Source organism: Amycolatopsis sp. NBC_00348 (genome assembly GCF_036114655.1).
In the GTDB taxonomy this organism is placed as follows: Bacteria; Actinomycetota; Actinomycetes; order Mycobacteriales; family Pseudonocardiaceae; genus Amycolatopsis.
Map to the genome: position 1 here is coordinate 3072648 of NZ_CP107994.1, position 21120 is coordinate 3093767.

A 21120-nucleotide genomic window follows, 5' to 3' on the forward strand; every position below is an offset into this window, starting at 1 on the left:
ACGGCGGGCTCGCCGGTGCCGCGAGCGGCGTCGAACAGCGCGAGTCCGTCCTCAGTGGACACCGGCGGCATGCCCGCTTCGGCGAGGCGCCGCAGGTCGGTGTCCGAGAGCGTCGCCGTCATGCCGCTGCCGGACTCCCACGGGCCCCAGCCGAGCGAGCGCGCGGGCAGGCCGTCGCGGTGACGGCGGCGGGCGAGGGCGTCGAGGAAGGCGTTGGCGGCGGCGTAGTTCGCCTGTCCCGCGCCGCCGAAGGTGCCGACGACCGAGGAGAACAGCACGAAGTCGGTGAGGCCGGTGGTCAGCTCGTGGAGGTGCCAGGCGCCGTCGGCCTTGGCCCGCAGGACCTGCTCGAACCGCTCCGGGGTGAGGGCGGCGAGGATGCCGTCGTCGAGGACACCGGCGGCGTGCACGACGGCGGTGATCTCACGGCCGTCGAGAAGGCGCTCGACGGCCGCCCGGTCGCCGACGTCGCACGCGGCGACCTCGACGTGCGCGCCCAGCGCGGCCAGGTCGTCGAGCAGGCCGGGCGCGGTGCGGCCGGACCGGCTGACCAGCAGGAGGTCACGGCGCCCGCGCACGGCCAGGTGTTTCGCGACGGCGCTGCCGAGGCCGCCGGTACCGCCGGTGATCAGGACGGTGCCGTCCCGCTCGTCGATCTCCTGCGGTGTTTCGGTGATCCGCGCGAGCCGGGCGGCGTGGACCCGGCCGTCGCTGATCTTGAGCACCGGTTCGCCGGTGGCCACGATCGCCGTGGTCAGCGGTGTGGAGTCGTCGGTGTCGACGAGCACGAAGCGGCCGGGGTGCTCGGCCTGCGCGGAGCGGACGAGCCCCGCGGCGGCCGCGGCGACCGGATCGGTGCCGTCCCACGCGCCCCGCGTGACGACGACCAGGGTGGCCGCGCTGTCCCGGGTCAGCCAGTTCTGCAGCTGCGTCAGGACCCGGCCGGTCTCGCGGCGCAGGGACAGCGGCACGGCACGGAGGTCTCCGGCGACCGGCCAGGCGACGAACTCCGGCGGTTCCGTCAGCGACGCGGGATCGTCGGTCTCGCGGATCGGGTCCGCGTCCGGCACCGGGATCGGCGTCCAGTCCAGGCGCAGCAGGGAGCGGGCCTGCGTCCGGGCGGCCGGGCCGGTGCGGCGCAAGGTGAGGCGGTCCACCGTGACGACCGGGGTGCCCGACGGGTCGGCGGCGGTGACGCGGATCGCGTCGCCGTCGCCCGGGGTGAGCCGCACGCGCAGGGCGGACGCGCCGGTGGCGTGCAGGGAGACGCCGTGCCACGAGAACGGGACGCTGCCCGTGAAGTCGGGGCTCAGCAGGGAAACCACGCGCAGGGTCGCGTCGAACAGGGCCGGGTGCAGGCCGTAGGCGTCCGGCTGGTCCGTGCTCGGGAGGGCGACCTCGGCGAAGATCTCGCCGTCGCGGCGCCAGGCGGCGGACGGGCCGGGGAACGCGGGGCCGTACCCGAGGCCGTCTTCGGCGAGCCGTTCGGTCAGGCCGGTCAGGTCGAGGGGTTCGGCGTCGACGGGCGGCCAAGCCTCGGAGGTGTCAGGCACGGCGGTGTCCGGGACGAGCCAGCCCGCGGCGTGCCGGGTCCAGGGGTCGTCGGTGCTGCCGTCGGTCCGGGACGAGAACGTGAACTCGCGGGCGCCCGCGTCGCCGGGGGCGCTGATGCGCAGCTGGAGCTGCCGTCCGCTCGACTCGAGGACCAGCGGGGCCTCGATGGTGAGTTCGTCGACGCGCTCGCAGCCGAGGTCGGCGCCCGCGGCGAGGGCGAGTTCGACGAACGCGGTACCCGGCAGGACGGTCTCGCTGAGCACGGTGTGGTCGGCGAGCCAGGGCCGGGTCGCGGTGGTGAGCAGGCCGGTGAGCACGACACCGCCGTCGTCGGCGAGGTCGAGCGCCGCGCCCAGCAGCGGGTGCCCCGCGGCGGCGAGACCGGCGCCGCGGAGGTCGCCGGTGGCGCGCGCGGCGGGCCAGAACCGGCTGCGCTGGAAGGGGTAGGTGGGCAGGTCGACGGTCCGCGCGCCGCGGCCGGCGAACCACGCGGCCCAGTCGACGGTGGTCCCGGCGACGTGCACCCGGGCGAGGGCTTCGAGGACGGCCACGGTTTCGGGCCGGTCCCGGCGCAGCACCGGCGTGACGACGGCGTCCGCGTCGACCATCCCGGCCAACACGGCGTCCGGCCCGACCTCGACGTACGTGGTGACGCCGGCGTCGGCGAGCCGGCCGAGGGTGTCGCCGAAGCGGACAGTGGCCCGGACGTGCTCGACCCAGTACTCCGGCGACGTCACGTCCCCGGCGGCGATCACCGGGAGCTGCGGCTCGTTGAGGGTCAGCTCGGCCACGACCGCACGGAAGTCGTCGAGCATCGGGTCCATCAGGTGCGAGTGGAAGGCGTGGCTCACCTTGAGGCGAGTGGTCTTCTCGAACTTCGCCGCCACTTCCAGTACCGCGGCCTCGACGCCGGACAGCACGACCGAACGCGAGCCGTTGACCGCCGCGATGTCGACGCCGTCGGTGAGCGCCACGCGAACGTCCTCTTCGGACGCTCGCACCGCGACCATCGCACCGCCCGGCGGCAGGGCCTGCATCAAGCGGCCACGCGCCGAGACCAGCGCGCACGCGTCTTCCAGGGACAGGACACCGGCGATGTGGGCGGCCGCGATCTCGCCGATCGAATGCCCGGCGACGTAATCGGGGCGGACACCCCAAGCGCTGAGAAGCTTGGCCAGGGCGACTTCGATGGCGAACAGTGCGGGCTGGGCGGTTCCGGTCTCGGCGATCAGGGCGGGATCCGCGCCCCAGATGACGTCCCGGAGTTCCGGGTCGAAACGGGCGAGGACCTCGTCCAAGGCCGCGGCGAAGACCGGGTACTCCTCCGCCAGCTCGCGGCCCATGCCGAGCCGCTGGGCGCCCTGACCGGTGAACAGGAAGGCGACGCTTTTCGCAGCCGCTTGTCCTCGGGCCGCCTCCCGCACGCCGTCCGGAGTCGCGAGGAGGACCGCTCGGTGGGCGAAGGTCGCGCGGGTGGTGACCAGGGAGTATCCGGCGTCGAGCGGGTCGAGCCCGGCCAGCCGCTCGGTCTGCGCGTCGAGGGCGGCGTCGGAGCGGGCCGAGAGCACCCACGGCACGACCGGCGGCACCGGCCGCGGTTCGGGGGTGCGCGCGGGCGCGGGGGCTTCGATGACGACGTGGGCGTTGGTGCCGCTGATCCCGAACGACGAGATCCCGGCCCGCCGCGCCCGGTCGACCGCGGGCCAGTCGCGGGCCTCGGCGACCAGCTCGACCGCGCCGGTGTCCCACTCGACGTGGGACGACGGCGTCCCGGCCCAGAGCGACTTCGGGACGACGCCGTGACGCATGGCGAGGATCATCTTGATGATGCCCGCGACGCCGGCCGCGGCCTGGGTGTGCCCGAGGTTGGACTTGACGGAACCCAGCAGCAACGGCGTTTCGCGGTCCTGGCCGTAGGTGGCCAGCAGGGCCTGAGCTTCGATCGGGTCGCCGAGTTTCGTTCCGGTGCCGTGGGCTTCGACGACGTCGACGTCCGTTGTGGACAGTCCGGCGCTCGCGAGGGCCTGGCGGATGACACGTTGCTGCGACGGGCCGTTCGGGGCGGTGAGGCCGTTGGACGCGCCGTCCTGGTTGACCGCACTCCCCCGCACGACGGCGAGGATGCGGTGGCCGTTGCGGAGCGCGTCCGACCGGCGCTCGAGGACCAGCAGGCCGACGCCTTCGGACCAGCCGGTGCCGTCGGCGTCGTCGGAGAAGGACTTGCAGCGCCCGTCGCCGGCGAGGCCGCCTTGGCGCGCGAAGTCGAGGAACGTCGCCGGGGTGGACATCACCGTCACGCCGCCGGCCAGCGCGAGGGAGCACTCCCCCGAACGCAGCGCCTGCGACGCCCAGTGCAGTGCGACCAGCGACGACGAGCACGCCGTGTCGACCGTGACGGCGGGACCTTCCAGGCCGAGCGCGTAGGAGACGCGGCCCGAGGCGACGCTGCCGGCGGTGCCGTTGACGTCGAAGCCGCGCGCGTCCGGGTCCTGCCCGGCGGTGACGGCCGCGTAGTCGTGGTACATCACGCCGGCGAAGACGCCGGTGTCGGATCCCTTGAGCGACAACGGGTTGATGCCCGCCTGCTCGAACGCCTCCCACGACGTCTCCAGCAGCAGCCGCTGCTGCGGATCGGCGCTGAGCGCGTCACGCGGGGAGATGCCGAAGAAGTCGGCGTCGAACTCGGCGGCGCCGTGCAGGAAGCCGCCGGCGCGGGTGAAGTCCGCGTCCGGGACGTGCCAGCCACGGTCGGCCGGGAAGTCGGTTATCCCGTCGCGGCCCTCGGTGAGGAGGTCCCACAGCTCGTCCGGGGTCGTCACGTCGCCGGGGTAGCGGCAGGCCATGCCGACGACGACGATCGGGTCGTCGGTGCGCGCGGTGGTGACGGCCCGGGCCGGCGCCGGGCTGTCGCCCTCGACGAGGGTCTTGAGGAAGGCGCTGACCGCGTCGGGGGTCGGGTGGTCGAAGACGAGGGTCGCGGGCAGCCGGAGGCCGGTCGCCTCGGCGAGGCGGTTGCGGAGTTCGACCGAGGTCAGGGAGTCCAGGCCGAGTTCGCGGAAGGTCAGAGCGGGGTCGACGTTGGCCGCGGAGGCGTGGCCGAGGACGTTCGCGACGGTGGTGACGACGACGGCGCCGAGGTCGGTCGCGGGCTGCCCGGCGGCGACGGCGGCGCGGCGCGGGCGCGGCGGGACCAGGCGGTGCAGGATCGGCGGCACGGAGTCGAGAGCCCGCAACGCGGGCCGATCGAGGTGCGCGGCGACGACGACCGGGTCCCGTCCTTCCAGCGCGGCGTCGAACCAGGCGAGACCGTCGTCGACGGAGTGCGTCGGCAGGCCCGCGCGGGCCATCCGCCGCAGTTCGGTGTCGGACAACGTCCCGGTCATCCCGCTCTGGTGCGCCCACGGCCCCCACGCGACGGCCCGGCCGGGCAACCCCGCGGCGGCCCGCCCCCGGACCAGCTCGTCGAGAGCGGCGTTGGCGGCGGTGTAGGCGCCCTGACCGCCGTTGCCGAGCACGCCGAAGACGGAGGTGAACACGACGAAGCCGGCGAGATCGGGCAACAGCTCGTGCAGATGCCAGGCCGCGTCGACCTTGGGCGCGAGCACCCGGGCGAGCCGCTCGGGGGTGAGAGCATCGAGGACGCCGTCGTCGAGCACCCCGGCGGCGTGGACGACGCCGGTGACGAGGTGCTGGGCCAGCAGCTCGGCCAGGGCAGCGCGATCGGAGACGTCACAGGCGGCGACGGTGACGTCCGCGCCGCGCTCGGTGAGTTCGGTTGCCAGGTCGGCAACACCGGGAGCAGCGCTCCCCCGGCGACCGACGAGCACGAGCCGGGTAACGCCATGGTGGGCGACAAGGTGCCGGGCGACGTGCGCGCCGAGCCCGCCGGTACCACCGGTGATCAGAACTGCGCCATCACCCCAGCCGGCCGAGGTCGGCTCGGCGACGGTCGCGGACGCGGGCACTGGGGCGAGGCGGGGTACCTCCACCCGGCCTTCGCGCACGCGGATCTCGGTCTCTCCCGACTCAGGCAACGCCGACAGGGCCGTCGCCAGCGTCTCGTCCACTTCGGACTCGGTGTCTTCCAGTGACAGCAGGAAGAAGCGGCCCGGACGTTCCGCCTGGGCCGAGCGGACCAAACCCTCCGCGGCCGCCGCGGCTGGACCGCCGCGGGTGAGGAACACCAGCTGTGCTTCGTCCTCCAGGTGGTCACGCAGGTGGCCCAGGACCGCCGACGTCACCAAGCGGATGCCGTCCGGGGTCGAGAGGCCTACCGGGTCCGGGACCGGGACCACGAGCACGTCGGCCGCCGAAGGTGCCGCGCGGCGGCTCGGCAGCAGTGCACCCAGGTCGTCCGGGCCCACCGAAGCCCACGTCAGGTCCGCCGGGGTGCCCAGGTCCTTCGGCGTCCACTCGACGCGCAGCAGTGGTGGCGGGCCCGCCGGGGCCGGGTCGGCCGGTGGGCGCAGGACCAGGGAACCCACCGTCGCGACGGGGGCGTCGGCGGCGTCGGTCAAGGACAGCGTCACCGTGTCCGGGCCCAGGCGGCGGATGCGCAGCCGCACGGCCGAAGCGCCCACCGCGTGCAGTGCGACGTCCGACCAGACGAACGGCAAGCGAGCCCGCGGTTCGGCGTCCAGGCCCAAGAACGGGACCAGGTGCAGCGCCGCGTCGAACAGCGCCGGGTGCAGCAGGTAGCCCTCGACGTCACCCGCCGCGGACGGCAGGGTCAGGTCCGCGCACAGGTCATCGCCCTCGTGCCACGCCGCTTGGACGCCGCGGAACGCGGGGCCGTAGTCCAGCCCGGCCGCGGACAACGTCCGGTACATCTCCTCGACGTCCAGCGGCGAGGCGGCGGGACCTGACGACGTCAGGACCGGTGCGGCGGCCGAAGGGGCCAAGCGACCGGTGGCGTGCCGCGTCCACGCACCGCCTTGCGTGCGCGAGTGGATGGAGACATCCCGGCGTCCCGCCGAGTCGGGGCCGCCGACGCGGACCCGGATGCTCACACCGTCGCGTTCCAGGGGCAGAGGCGCCGTCACCGTCAGCTCGGTGAGCGCGCCGCAGCCCAGTTCGACGCCCGCGCGCAGTGCCAGCTCGACGAAACCGGTGCCGGGGAACAGGATCCGCTCTTCGACGACGTGGTCGGCCGGCCACGGCAGCGACGACGGCGAGAGGTGCCCGGTGAACACCGAGCCGTCGTCGCCGGGCAGCTCGACGGCCGCGCCGAGCAGCGGGTGCCCCGGCCGGTCCAGGCCCAGCTCGACCGGGGCGGGACACGCGGTGACCCAGAACCGCTCGTGCTGGAAGGGATACGTCGGCAGCGCGACGCGACGCGCGCCCGTCCCGGCGAAGTAGGCGTCCCAATCGAGGGGGACGCCGAGCAGGTGCAGCCGGCCGAGCGCGGCGGCGACGGCCGGTTCCTCGGCGCGGTCGGCACGCAGCAGCGGCACGGTCGCCGCGCCCGGCAGGGCCCGCGCGATCATGCCCGACAGCGTGGTGTCCGGGCCGATCTCGACGAACGCCTCGGTCCCCGCGGCCTGCAGCGTGGTCACGGCGTCGGCGAACCGCACGGTCGCGACGACCTGCTCGACCCAGTACCCGGGGTCGGTCAGCCCGGGCTCGACGCGGCCGGTGACCGTCGAGACGACCGGGATCGACGGCTCGTGGAACGTCAAGCCTTCGGCGACGCGGCGGAAGTCGTCGAGCATCGGGGCCATCAGCGGCGAGTGGAACGCATGCGACACCGAAAGCCGCCGCGTGTCCTCGAACGCCGACGCGACCTGCAGAACCGCATCCGCGACGCCGGAGATCACCAGCGACGTGGGGCCGTTGATCGCGGCGATCGTGACGCCGTCGACCAGCAGCGGCCGGACCTCGTCCTCGGACGCGCGCAGCGAGACCATCGCGCCGCCCTCGGGCAGCGCCTCCATCAACCGGCCGCGCGCGGCGACCAGCGTGCACGCGTCGGCCAGCGACAGCACACCGGCGACGTGGGCCGCCGCCAGCTCGCCGATCGAGTGCCCGGCGACGTGGTCGGGTCGCACCCCGAGCGATTCGGCGAGGCGGAACAACGCGACTTCCAGCGCGAACAACGCGGGCTGCGCGGTGCCGGTGCGGTTCAGGACGGCGGCGTCGCCGGTGCCGATCGCGGCGTCGAAATGGCCGATGACCTCCTGGTACGCGGCGGCGAACACCGGGAACCGGGCGGCGAGCCCGGCGCCCATGCCGACGCGCTGGGTGCCCTGGCCGGCGAACAGCACCGCGACGAGCGGCTCGACCGGCGGCGCCGTCCCGCGGGCGACCTCGGCGAGCCCGTCGGGCCCGGCGAGCAGCACGGCCCGCCGGTCGAACGACGAGCGCGTGGTGACCAGCGAAGCGCCGACGTCGACCGGGTCCGCGTCGACCGCATGCAGCTGCTCGACGGCCACGTGCAGGGCGTCGTCGGACTGCGCGGACACGACCCACGGCACGACGACCGGGACGACGTCACGCGCCGGTTCGGCCGGCTCGAAAGCGGGCGCCTGTTCCAGGATGAGGTGGGCGTTGGTGCCGCTGATGCCGAACGACGACACCGCGGCCCGGCGCGGCCGCTCCCCCGCCGGCCAGTCACGCGCCGCCGTCGCGAGTTCCACCGCGCCGGCCGTCCAGTCCACGTGGGACGACGGGACGTCGGCGTGCAGCGTGCGCGGCACCGAGCCGTGGCGCATCGCGAAGATCATCTTGATCACGCCGGCCACGCCGGCCGCGGCCTGGGTGTGCCCGATGTTCGACTTCACCGAGCCCAGCACGAGCGGGCTCGGCCGGTCCTGGCCGTAGGTGGCCAGCGCCGCCCGGGCTTCGATCGGGTCACCCAGCCGGGTGCCGGTGCCGTGGGCTTCGAGGACGTCGACGTCCGAAGCAGCCAGTCCGGCGTCGCCCAGGGCCTGGCGGATCACGCGTTGCTGCGCGAGGCCGTTCGGGGCGGTGAGGCCGTTGGACGCGCCGTCGGAGTTGACGGCGGAGCCGCGGACCACGGCGAGGACGTCGTGGCCGAGTTCGCGGGCGCGGGAAAGCCGTTCGACGACGACCATGCCGACGCCTTCGGCCCAGCCGGTGCCGTCGGCGCCGTCGCCGAACGCCTTGCAGCGGCCGTCCTCGGACAGGCCGCCCTGCTTGGCGAACTCGACGAAGATGCCGGGCTCGGCCATCACCGTGACGCCGCCCGCGATGGCCAGGGACGTCTCGCCGGACAGCACCGACCGGACGGCCAGGTGCAGCGCGACCAGCGACGACGAACACGCCGTGTCCACCGTGACCGCGGGGCCTTCGGTGCCCAGCACGTACGCGAGCCGGCCGGAGACGAGGCTCGGCGAGGTGCCGGTGAGGACGTACCCCTCAGCGTCGCCGGTCGCTTCGGCCAGCTTCGGGCCGTAGTCCTGCGCGGTGGCGCCGACGAAAACGCCCGTCGGCGTGCCGCGCAGGGACAGCGGCGCGATGCCGGCGCGTTCGAGGGCTTCCCAGGCGACTTCCAGGACCAGCCGCTGCTGCGGCTCCATCGATTGCGCTTCGCGCGGTGAGATGCCGAACAGGCCGGCGTCGAAGCCGGCGACGTCGTCGAGAAACCCGCCGGGGCGGCCGGTGTCCAGGACGGCGGCCGGCCAGCCACGGTCGCCGGGCATGGCCGCGATCGCGTCGACTTCGCCGTCGACGAGGCGCCACAGGTCTTCGGGCGAGCGGACGCCGCCGGGGTACCGGCAGCCGATGCCGACCACAACGACCGGGTCGGCCGCGCCGCCGGCCGCCGGAGCGGGGCCGGTGGGCTCGGCGACGAAGCCGGCCAGGTAACCGGCCAGGTCGCGGGCCGTGGGGTGGTCGAAGACCTCGGTCGTGGCCAGCGTCCGGCCGGTGGCCGCGCCGACGCGGACCGCGAGGTCGACGTTCATCGCCGAGTCGAAACCCAGCTCGCGGAAGGAGGTGTCGGGGTCGACGCCGCCGGTGACGCCGAGGACCGCGGCGGCCTCGCCGCGCACCAGCCGCAGCAGATCGCGGCCGGCCGGCGGCGCGGGCGTGGCCCGGGCGGGCTCGGCGGCGTCGAACCAGTGCCGCTCCCGATCGAACGCGTACGTCGGCAGGTCCAGCACCGCACCGCCGCCGGTCACGGCGGTCCAGTCGACGTCGAGGCCGTGCACGTACAGCCCGGCCAGCGCGGCGACGACGCCGTGGTCCTCGGGCCGGCCGGACAGCGAGGCCCGCACGGTGACGGGTTCGCCCTGGCCGTCGAGGGACGCGCGGACGAGCGAGGTGAGGGTGCCGTCCGGGCCGAGCTCCAGGAACGCCGTGACGCCTTGGCGCCACAACGTCGTCACGGCGTCGGCGAACCGGACGGTCTCGCGCGCCTGCCGGACCCAGTAGTCCGGCGACTGCAGCTGCGCCGCGCTCAGCGGGCGGCCGGTCACGGTCGAGACGACCGGTAGCACCGGCGGCCGCAGGTCGAGCTGGTCGACGACGCCGCGGTACTCCGCCAGCATCGGGTCCATCAGCGGCGAGTGGAACGCGTGGCTCACCGGCAGCCGCGTCACCTTGCGGCCGTCGGCCTCGAACCGGGCGGCCAGCGCCAGCACCGGCTCCTCGGGCCCGGCGATGACGACGGACGCGGGCCCGTTGATCGCGGCCAGGACGACGTCGCCGGTCAAGTGCGGCTCGACCTCGTCGGCGGCGGCGCGGATCGAGACCATCGCGCCGCCGGCAGGCAGCGAGCCCATCAGGCGGCCGCGGGCGGTGACCAGCATGCAGGCGTCGTCCAGTGACAGGACGCCGGCGACGTGCGCGGCGGCCAGCTCGCCGACGGAGTGCCCGGCGACGAACGCCGGGGCGACGCCCCACGACGCGAACAGCCGGTACAGCGCGACTTCGAACGCGAACAGCGCGGGCTGGGTGTGCCCGGTCTCGTCGAGGACCGCGGCGTCGGCCGAGCCCTCCTCGGCGAACAGGACGTCCCGCAGCGGGCGTTCGGTGTCGCAGCGTGCGCAGATCTCGTCGATCGCGTCGGCGAAGACGGGGAACCGCGTGTACAGCTCGCGGCCCATGCCCGGCCGCTGGGCGCCCTGGCCGGGGAACACGACGGCCAGGCGCGGGGCGTCGGCGGCGGTGCCCGAGACGACGTCGGCGGCCGGGTCGCCGGCGGCGAGGGCGGCCAGCGCGGCCGGCCGGTCGGCGGCCAGGACGACGGCGCGGTGCGGGAACGCGCTGCGGGTGGTGACGAGCGAGTGCGCGACGTCGAGCGGGGCCGCGTCGAGGGCGGCCAGTCCGGTGGCCTGGCCGCGGAGGCCACCCGGGGTCCGGGCGGACAGCACCCACGGCACGACCGCGCCCGGATCGTCCACACGGGAGCGTCCGGTGGTCTCGACCCGCTGCGGCGGGGCGGAAAGCACGAGGTGGCAGTTCGTGCCGCCCATGCCGAAGGACGAGACGCCCGCGTAGGCCGTCGCCTCGGGCCACGGCCGGACGTCGGAGGTGACGCGCAGGCGCCACTCGTCGAACCGGATGGCCGGGTTCGGGTGCTCGTGGTTGCGGCTGGGCGGGATCTCGCCGTGGGCCAGGGACAGCGCGACCTTCAGCAGGCCGGCGATGCCCGCCGCGCCTTCGAGGTGGCCGATGTTGGTCTTGACCGAGCCGACCCACAGCGGGTCGTCGCCGGGGCGGCCGGGCGCGAACACCGCGCCGAGCGCGGCCGCTTCCAGGGGGTCGCCGACGCGGGTGCCGGTGCCGTGCAGCTCGACGTAGCGCACCGCGTCCGCCGGGACGCCCGCGCGGCGCAGCGCGGCCCGGACGACCGCTTCCTGCGCCTGCGCGCTCGGGGTGGTGAGGGTGTCGCTGAAGCCGTCGTTGTTGACCGCGCCGCCCTCGATGACGCAGTGGATGCGGTCACCGTCCGCCAGCGCCGCGGCCAGGGGCTTGAGGACGACGAACCCGCCGCCCTCACCGCGGACGTAGCCGTTGGCGCGCTCGTCGAAGGTGTAGCAGCGGCCGTCGGGCGAGAGGCCGCCGAACCGGTCGGCGGCGACGGTGCTCTCGGGCGCGAGGTTGAGCTGGACGCCGCCGGCCAGGGCCAGGTCGGCTTCACCGCTGCGCAGCGCCTCGCAGGCCAGGTGCACGGCCACGAGCGAGGACGACTGCCCGGTGTCGACGGACATGCTGGGCCCGCGCAGGCCGAACGTGTAGGAGATGCGGTTGGCGACGACGGCGCGGCTCTGGCCGGTGAGCGTGTGGTGCCCGATGGCGGCGGCGCCGCGTTGCTTGAGCAGGGTCGCGTAGTCGTCCGCGCTGGAGCCGACGAACACGCCGGTCGCGCTGCCTTCGAGGCGGGCGGGGACGATCCGCGCGTCCTCCAGGGCCTCCCAGCCCAGCTCCAGGGCGAGGCGCTGCTGCGGGTCCATCGTCGCGGCTTCCCGCGCCGGCACGCCGAAGAAGGCGGCGTCGAAGGTGTCCACATCGGACAGGAAGCCGCCGCGGCGGGTTTCCGGCGGGACCGAGGCGCGGCGCTCCGGCGGGACGTCGGTGGTGCCGTCGGCGCCTTCGCGCAGCAGCGTCCAGAACGCGCCGGGCCCGTCGGCCGACGGCAGCCGGCAGGCGAGGCCCACGACCGCGACGGCACCTGCACGGGCAACGGCACGCTCGTCAGGCACGTGCTCGGATCGTTCCACCGCGGCGCTCCCAAGGGTTCGGACGGGGTCCGTTCCGGCGTGCGATGGGGAAGCCGCGGTACGCCGCCGCCCGAACCACCGCCGACACGGAGGTCAGGCAGACTATGCCGCCGGACGGACCCTGTTTTCCCTAGCTGTTGCGGCCGATCCGGGATCGGTGGCGAGCGAACTCTACGGTTTTCCCCACTGTCTTCGCGCCACACTCTTCGCGCCGGTTCCTCCCACGGAAGGCCCACCCATGTCACGCATCGGAACGGCGCTGAGACGCCCCTGGATCGTCCCCTTCTACTTCCTCGCGTTCGGTTTCCTCGCGTTCCGGCTGCCCAACTACGTCGGCCTGGATCCGAGCAAGTCGACGGCGGCGACCCGGCTGGACGTGCCGTTCTACTACCCGCTGCTGGTGACGCACATCTTCTTCGGCTCGGTCGCGTTCGTGACCGCGGCGATCCAGGTGTGGCCTCGCCTCCGGAACAAGTTCCCGAAGCTGCACCGCGTGTCCGGCCGGATCTACGTCTTCGGCGGCGCGCTGCCGGCCGGGATCGCGATCCTGACGATCACGCCGCTGCTGACGCACGGCCCCGGCCAGAAGGTCGGCAACGCGATCCTCGGGCTGCTGTGGCTGATCACCACGATCACCGGATTCCGCCGCGCCCGCCAGGGCCGCATCGTGGAGCACCGCGAGTGGATGCTGCGCAGCTTCGCGCTGTGCTTCTCGATCCTGGCGTCGCGCTTCTGGCTCGGCCCGGCGATCCTCTGGCTGGAGCCGGAGGTCTTCACGATGGGCGTCGACGGCCCGGCGGCGGTGCAGGACCAGGTGTCCACGCTGACGTCGTGGGTGCCCTGGGTGGTCAACCTGCTGATCGCGGAGTTCTTCATCAACCGCGCCCGCTACAAGAAGCTGGGCGAGCAGGCCGCGAAGCGCAAGGCGGCCCAGGCTCGCGCGGTCGCGTCGGAGACGGCCGATGTCACTCCCACCGAGGCGACCCTGGTCCCGGACGCGAAGACGCCGCTGCTGGACGCACGGCCGTCGCCCGATCCGGTGGCCTGACCCGAGAACGCGCCTTCCCCGGCGGCGGACGAGCCCGGCACCATCCCCCGGTGCCGGGCTCGTCCGCGCGTCCCGTCAGACGAGGACGACGATCTTCCCCTGCGTGTGGCCGCCTTCGGAGTCCCGGTGCGCGTCGGCGATGTCGTCCAGCGCATAGGTCGCGGCGAGGTGCGGCGTGTACCCGCCCCGGGCGCCCAGCGCGGCGCCTTCGGCGAGCAGCGCGGAGTTGTTCTCCGAAGAACGGGCCCGGACGCCGAGGTCACCCGCACGGGCCGCGTCGGCGACCGTCACGACGCGGTCCGCGTCACCGGCGATGGCGACGAGGTCGGGCAGCGAGCCGGAGGCGGCCGTGTCGAGCACGGCGTCGACCCCGCCGGGGGCGAGTTCGCGGACCCGGTCGGCCAGCCCTTCGCCGTAGGTGGTGGGCAGCGCGCCCAGCTCGCGCAGGTAGTCGTGCTTCCCCGCGCTCGCCGTGCCGATGACGGTGGCGCCGCGCGCCACGGCCAGCGCGACGGCGGCACTGCCCACCCCGCCGGCCGCGCCTTCGACCAGCAGCGTGCGGCCGGCCAGGTCGCCGAGCGCGTCGAGCCCGCTGCCGGCGGTGTCGACGGCCAGCCCGGCGCCGGCGGCCTGCGCCAGGGTCCACTCGTCCGGCACGGACGCCCACGCGGACAGCGTGGCGTACTGCGCGGTCGCCCCGAACACACCGCCGAGCCCGAACACCCGGTCACCGACGGTGACACCGGTGACGCCTTCGCCGACCTCGTCCACCACGCCGGCGGCGTCGCGGCCGGGGATCGCCGGGAAGCCGACCTCGAACATCGCGCGGGCTGCCCCCGAGCGCACTTTCCAGTCGACCGGGTTCACGCTGGCGGCGGCGACGCGGATCCGGACCTCGCCGGATCCGGCGTGCGGTTCCGGGACGTCCTCGACGACGAGCACGTCCGCCGGGCCGTAGTCGTGGTAGCGGGCTGCGCGCATGGTGACTCCTTGATCTGCGGATGCTTTCCCTGGAAACTAACTTAGAGTCAGTTACTTTCCATGGCAAGTGTCTCGCAGATCACTTTCCGCGGAAAGTGACTGCGTGTACAGTCACGCCCGTGGAAGCGGATGACGGCTTCGCCCCGGCCGAGGCGGACACCTGGGAGTCGCTGCTGTCCGTGATCCTGTGGCTGCCCGCGGCGCTGGAGGGGCGGCTCAAGCAGGATGGCCTGAGTCACGCCGAATTCCTGATCCTGTGGTGCCTGTCGCAGCACCAGGACCGCACCATGACCTCGTTGGCGGAGATGTCGCGAGTCACGCCGTCGCACCTGTCCCGCATCGCCTCCCGGCTGGAGAAGCAGGGCTGGCTGGTCCGCAAGTCCGACCCGGCCGACACCCGCTACACGATCGCGTCGCTGACCCCGGCGGGGTTGCGGAAGTACGACGAATCGGCACCCGGCTACTACGCGACCCTGCGCGAGCACGTCTTCGGCCTGCTGACCGAGGAGCAGCTCGGTCAGCTCGGCGGCATCACCGGAATCGTCGCGCGCTCCCTCGACCCGACCGCGACCTAGCGGCGAGCCAACCCACGGCCTGGTGAGTCTGCCGCGGCTTGTCGTGAGTGTTTAGGGCGGTTCTAACCGCCCTAAACACTCACGACAAGTCTGGGCGCTGCCAAGCCGTCAGCCGACGTCGGGGAGCCAGGCCCGGACTGCCGCGACCGCCTCCGCGATGTGTTCCTCCACGATCGTGAAGTGGTTGCCCGGGACGTCGGTCACCGTGTCCGCGTGGGCCCAGGCCGAGCGCCACTCGACTTCCGCCTGCTCCGCCACGATCGGCTCCGACGCGCGGACGAGCAGCGTCGGGCACGGCAGCGGGCCCAGGTCCCAGCCCTCCATCAGGTCGAAGCACCACGCCATCGCCGACAGCCCGGCGCTGGTGACCTCGGTGTACTGCTGGTTCCGCTTGTACAGCCCCGTCATCAGGCCGCCGCCCGCGCTGGCGACGAACTGGCTGTCCACCGCGTACGGGTCCAGCAGCGCGACGCCGGCCGGCGGGGTGCCGCGGCGGGTCAGTTCCGTGGCGATCGCGTGCACCAGCAGGCCACCGGTGGAGACGCCGAGCACCACGAACGGCTCCCCCGCCGCGTACGCGAAGATCGCGTCGGCTTCGGCGGCCACCAACGATTCCCGGTCGGCTGGGAGGGCCTCGCCGTCGGTGAAGCCCGGGATCGGAACGGCCGAGACGTCGTACTGGCCGCGACAGGACGCCGCGAACAGCGAGTACTGCTGCACCCCCGCCATCGCGACCAGAGCCGGGACGCAGATCAGGTGCGGGCCGGGTGCCGCGTCCGGGTCACGCCGGGCCAGGCGCAGCGGGCGGATCGGCCGGGTCAGCTCGTCCGACGTGCGGAACTTCGGGCGCAGGGTCGCCGCGGCGCGGAGGAAGTCGATCGCGTCGGCTTGCTGGCCGTTGTACAGCGCCTGGGTGAACAGGCCGGAGATCGTCTCGTTCGCTTGCGCGGACACGGTTTCCGGCGCCGTCGACGACTCGGCGGGCCGGGAAACCCGGTCCAGCTCGGCGCCCAGGTGACCGGCCAGCTCGAGCGGGGTCGGGTGGTCGAAGACCACGCCGACCTGCAGGATCAGGTCCGTTGCCGCCTGGAGGCGGTTGCGGAGGTCCATCGCCGTCAGGGAGTCGAAGCCGAGTTCGGGGAACCCGCCGTCGACGGCCACCGCGGCCGCGCTCGGGTGCCCGAGCACCGCGGCGGCGAGCGTGCGGACCAGGTCCAGGACGGCCGCGGCACGGCCCTCTTCCGGCAGTTCGGTGTAGGTCTTGGCGAACGAGCCCGCAGCCTCGGCCGACACCGCCGACCGGCGGGACGGCGGCGGGACCAGCAGCCGCATCATCGGCGGCACCTCGCCCGACGCGCGCATCGCGGCCAGGTCCAGCCGGATCGCGGCGAGCACCGGGTCGGCCGGGCGGGCCATAGCGGCGTCGAACAGGGCGACGCCCTGCTCCCCCGTCAGCTCCAGGGCCCCGCCACGCGCCTGCCGGCGGCGGGCCGCGTCGTCGAGCTGCGCGGCCATCACGCTGTCGGCGCGCACCCAGCTGCCCCACGCCACCGACGTCCCCGGCAGGCCGAGGCCGCGGCGGTGCCGGGCCAGCGCGTCGAGGAAGCTGTTGGCGGCGGCGTAGTTGCCCTGCCCGGCGGTGCCGGCCAGCCCGGCGAACGACGAGAACAGCACGAACGCCGCCAGGTCGCGGTCACGGGTCAGGTCGTGCAGGTGCCAGGCCGCGTCGAGCTTCGGCGCGAACACCGTCTCGAGCTTCTTCGGTGTCAGCGAACCTAGGACGCCGTCTTCGAGCGCGCCGGCGGTGTGGACGATCGCCCGGACCGACGGCTCGGCGTCGAGCAAGCGCGCCAGTTCGTCCCGGTTGGACACATCGCAGGCGCGGTACTCCACCACGGCGTCGAGTTCCGCGGCGAACTCCGCCGCGCCCGGCGCCGAGCCGCCACTGCGGCTCACGAGCAGCAGTTCGCGGACGCCGTGTTCGACGACCAGGTGCCGCGCGATCGTCCGGGCGAGCGCGCCGGTACCGCCGGTGATGAGGACCTTGCCCGCGTCGCGCCAGACCTCCGTCGGCGAGGCGTCGCCGCGCACGCGGGCCAGGCGCCCGACGTGCGGGACGCCGTCGCGCAGCGCCACCTGGGGCTCGCCCGAGGCGAGCAGGCCGGGCAGCATCGGGAGCAGGTCGCGGATGGACTGGTCGCCGGACTCGTCGAGGTCGACGAGCACGAGCCGGCCCGGGTTCTCCGTCTGCGCGGAGCGCAGCAGGCCCCACGCCGCGGCGGCGGAGAGGTCGGTGTCGCCCGTGGCGCCGCGGGTGACGAAGACGAGTCGGGTGGTGCGCAGCCGGTCCTCTTCGAGGAACGCCTGGACCTGGCCCAGCACCCACTTCGTCAGCAGGTGGGCCGATTCCCGGGGGTCCTCGGGCCGCACGTGCACCAGCGGCACCAGGATCAGCTCGGGCGGCTCCAAGCCGTCGTCGAGGGCGGCCGACAGCGTCCCGATGCCGAGGAACGTCTCGACCGCGCGGCCGAGGGTGTAGACGGCGCCGGTGAGGCCGAACTCGTCGGCGCCGGCCACGACCCAGCTGCCGTCGGCCAGGCGGCCGGGTTCCGGCGCGGGCACGGCCTGCCACTCCCAGCGGAACAGGCTGTCGCCGAAGGTGGCCGGAGCCGCATCGACGGCCGCCGCGCGCAGCAGCAGCGAGCCGACCGACGCGACGGGTTCCCCGGTCGCGTCGGCGAGGTCGATGCGGACGCTGCCGCTGCCGGACGGCACGATCCGGACCCGGGCCCGCGACGCGCCGACCGCGTACAGCTCGACGTCGGTCCACGAGAACGGCAGCCGGCTCTGGCCGCCGTCGCCGGTGAAGGACGTCGCGTGCAGCGCGGCGTCGAGCAACGCGGGGTGCAGGGCGCACGCGCCCGCTTCGGCACGGTTCGCCTCGGGCAACGCGACTTCGGCGTAGACCTCCTCGCCGAGGCGCCACACGGATTCCAGGCCGCGGAAGAGCGAGCCGTAACCGAAGCCGTTTTCGGCGGCCTGGTCGTAGAAGCCGGTGAGGTCGACGCGCTCGGCGCCGGCCGGCGGCCACTCGGCGGGGAACTCCCCCGCCGTCGGCTGCTCGCCGGCGCGCAGGACGCCGTTGGCGTGGCAGGTCCACGGCTCGTCGCCGTCGGTGTCAGGCCGGCCGTAGACGGCGAGGGTGCGGCGGCCGGCCGGGGTCAGCGGACCGAGCACGAGCTGCGTCCGCACGGCCTGACCTGGGGGAACGATCACGGGCACGGCGAGGGTCAGCTCTTCGACGACCGAGCAGCCGGCCTCGTCGCCGGCGCGGATCGCGAGTTCCAGGAACGCCGTGCCGGGCAACAGGACCGAGCCACCGAAGGTGTGCTCGGCCAGCCACGGGTGCGTCGCCACCGACAGCCGTGAGGTGAAGAGGAAGCCTTCGGTGTCCGGCAACGCCGTCACCGCGCCCAGCAGCGGGTGGTTCGCCGCGCCGAGGCCCAGCGCGGTGACGTCGCCGGCCGGGAGCAGGCTGGTCTGCGGCCAGATGTTCGTGCGCTGGAAGGGATACGTCGGGAGCGGGACACGGCTGCCGGCAGGCACGTTCCAGTCGACGTCGGCGCCGCGGGCGAAGGCGGCTCCGACGGCGACCAGGAACCGGTCCAGGCCGCCGTGGCCGAGCAGGAGCGTGGCCGACGCCGTGGCGCCGGTGCCCGACTCCTCGAGGATCGCCTGCAGCCCGAGGCTCAGCACCGGTTGCGGGCTCACCTCGACGAAGTGCCGGCCGCCGCGCTCCAGGGCGGCGTGGACGCCGGCGTCGAACCGGACGGTGCGTTCCAGGTTGCGGTACCAGTACTCGGCGTCCAGTTCGGGGCCGTCGAGCCACTTTTCGTCGGCGGTGGAGAAGAACGGGATCTCCGACGTCGCAGGGTGCAGTTCGCCGAGCAGGGACACCAGTTCGTCGTGCAGCACGCGCACCTGCGGGCTGTGCGCGGCGAAGTCGATGCCCTCGACGCGCCAGCGCATCATCCCGGCCGCCGAGAGGCGCTTCTCCAAGGTGGTCAGGGCGCCGGGCTCACCGGCGACGGTCACCGTGCGCGGGCCGTTGACGGCGGCGATCGACAGGGTGCCGTCGAAGTCGCCGAGCAGGGCGCGGACGTGCTCTTCGGACGCCATCACCGACAGCAGGCCGCCGTGGCCGGCGAGCCGGTCGCCGATCAGGCGGCTGCGCAGGGTCACGATGCGCGCGGCTTCGGGCAGCGGCAGGGCGCCGGCGAAGCAAGCGGCGGCGATCTCGCCCTGCGAGTGGCCCAGGACCGCGGCCGGACGGACGCCGTAGGAGCGCCAGAGGTGCGCGAGCGACACCATCACCGAGAACAGGACGGGCTGCACGACGTCGACCCGGTCGACCGAGGGCGCGCCGTCGACGCCGCGCAGGACGTCGAGCAGCGACCAGTCGACGAAGGGTGCGAAGGCTTCGGCGCATTCCTCGATGTGACGCCGGAACACCGGCGCGGTGTCGAGGAGGCTCGCGGCCATCTCCGGCCACTGCGAGCCCTGGCCGGGGAACACGAACACCGGGCCGGGCCCGGCGGTCGCGGCGCCGGTGGCCGCGTACGGCGACGGGACGCCGGCCGCCAGCGCGGAGAGGCCTTCGCGCAGGGTGGCGACGCCGGTGCCGGCCACGACGGCGCGGTGGTCGAAGCGGCTGCGGGCCAGCAGGGTGCGGGCGATCGCGGCCGGGGGCTGCCCGGTGTGCTCGTCGAGGTGGGCCAGCAGGCCCGCGGCCTGGGCGGCCAGTGCTTCCGGCGACTTGGCCGACAGCACCCACGGCACCGCGGGCGGCTCGGCGGAAACGGCCGGTGCCTCGGCGGGCGGGGCTTGTTCGAGGACGACGTGGGCGTTGGTGCCGCTGACGCCGAACGAGGAGACGGCGGCCCGGCGCGGGGCCCCGGTGCGCGGCCACGGGCGGGACGTCGTCAGCAGCTCGACGTCACCCGCGGCCCAGTCGACGCGCGACGACGGCGTTTCGGCGTGCAGGGTGCGCGGCAGGACGCCGTTGCGCATGGCCAGGATCATCTTCATCACGCCGCCGACACCGGCGGCGGCCTGGGTGTGCCCGATGTTGGACTTCAGCGAGCCCAGCCAGAGCGGGCGGCCCTCGGGCCGGTCCTGGCCGTAGGCCGCGATCAGCGCCTGGGCCTCGATCGGGTCGCCGAGCGACGTGCCGGTGCCGTGGGCCTCGACGACGTCCACTTCGGACGGTGAGAGTTTCGCGTCGGCCAGCGCTTGGCGGATCACCCGCTGCTGGGACGGGCCGTTGGGGGCGGTGAGGCCGTTGGACGCGCCGTCGGAGTTCACGGCCGAGCCGCGCAATACGGCCAGGACCTCGTGGCCGTTGCGCCGCGCGTCGGACAGCTTTTCGAGCGCGAGCATGCCGACGCCTTCGGACCAGCCGGTGCCGTCCGCGCCCTCGGCGAACGCGCGTGAGCGGCCGGTCGGCGACAGCGCGCCCTGGCGGCTGTACTCGATGAACACCATCGGCGTCGACATCACGGCGACGCCGCCGGCCAGCGCCAGCGAGCACTCGCCGCGGCGCAGCGCCTGGGCCGCGAGGTGCATGGTGACCAGCGACGACGAGCACGCGGTGTCGACGCTGACGGTCGGGCCCTCGAAGCCGAACGTGTAGGAGATCCGGCCGGAGGCGACACTGCCGGCGCTGCCGTTGCTCTGGTAGCCCTCGAGGTCTTCGGTGACGCCCTGCAGCGCGATCGCGTAGTCGTTGTACATCACGCCGACGAACACGCCGGTGTCGCTGCCGCGCAGCGTGTGCGGGTCGATCCCGGCGGATTCGCAGGCCTCCCAGGACGTTTCGAGCAGCAGCCGCTGCTGCGGGTCGGTGGCCAGCGCCTCGCGCGGGCTCATCCCGAAGAACGCCGGGTCGAAACCGCCGGCGCCGTGCAGGAAGCCGCCCTCGGCGGTGGCGGACGTCCCGGGGGCGCCGGGTTCGCCGAGCAGGTCGGCCAGGGGCCAGCCGCGGTCCTCCGGGAAGCCGGAGATCGCGTCGACCCCGCCGTCGACCAGCCGCCACAACGCTTCGGGCGTGTCGACGTCGCCGGGGTAGCGGCAGCTCATGCCGACCACCGCGATGGGTTCACCGCCCGCGGATTCCGCCTCCACCAGCCGCTCGCGCGTGCGGGTCAGGTCGGCGGTCACCCGCCGGAGGTAGTCGAGGAGTTTGGCCTCGCTCATCGAACCATCCGTTCGGTCCGGC

The 21120-nt window shown here is 74.3% G+C and carries 4 protein-coding genes and 1 pseudogene (1 of these 5 cut by a window edge); 2 read left to right on the forward strand and 3 right to left on the reverse strand.

The genetic code is table 11. The features are described 5' to 3' along the window. On the reverse strand, positions 1 to 12221 hold the beginning of the coding sequence (locus tag OHS58_RS13455; RefSeq protein ID WP_328648430.1) for an SDR family NAD(P)-dependent oxidoreductase. 15352 nt of this gene lie to the left of the window's left edge; 12221 of the gene's 27573 nt are visible here — the first part of the coding sequence; its start codon is at positions 12219 to 12221; its stop codon lies off the left edge, out of view. 256 nt (positions 12222 to 12477) lie between these two features. On the opposite strand from OHS58_RS13455, the gene OHS58_RS13460 reads away from it, so the two are divergent. After that, positions 12478 to 13287: a DUF2306 domain-containing protein gene (locus OHS58_RS13460; RefSeq protein ID WP_326949537.1), complete on the forward strand. Its 810-nt coding sequence runs from the start codon at positions 12478 to 12480 to the stop codon at positions 13285 to 13287. Between the two features lie 75 nt (positions 13288 to 13362). Here OHS58_RS13460 and OHS58_RS13465 read toward each other — a convergent pair whose 3' ends face one another. Continuing rightward, positions 13363 to 14268, reverse strand: coding sequence for an NADP-dependent oxidoreductase (locus tag OHS58_RS13465; RefSeq protein ID WP_328648431.1), 906 nt, complete (start codon positions 14266 to 14268; stop codon positions 13363 to 13365). Positions 14269 to 14387: 119 nt separating this feature from the next. Between OHS58_RS13465 and OHS58_RS13470 the strand changes: the two genes are divergently transcribed. Further along, entirely contained in the window at positions 14388 to 14843 is a 456-nt protein-coding gene (locus OHS58_RS13470; RefSeq protein WP_328648432.1) for a MarR family winged helix-turn-helix transcriptional regulator, read from the forward strand. A 108-nt stretch (positions 14844 to 14951) separates the two neighbouring features. Here OHS58_RS13470 and OHS58_RS13475 read toward each other — a convergent pair. Continuing rightward, positions 14952 to 21089, reverse strand: a pseudogene (locus OHS58_RS13475) (SDR family NAD(P)-dependent oxidoreductase); the annotation flags it as partial. Between the last annotated feature and the right edge of the window lie 31 nt (positions 21090 to 21120).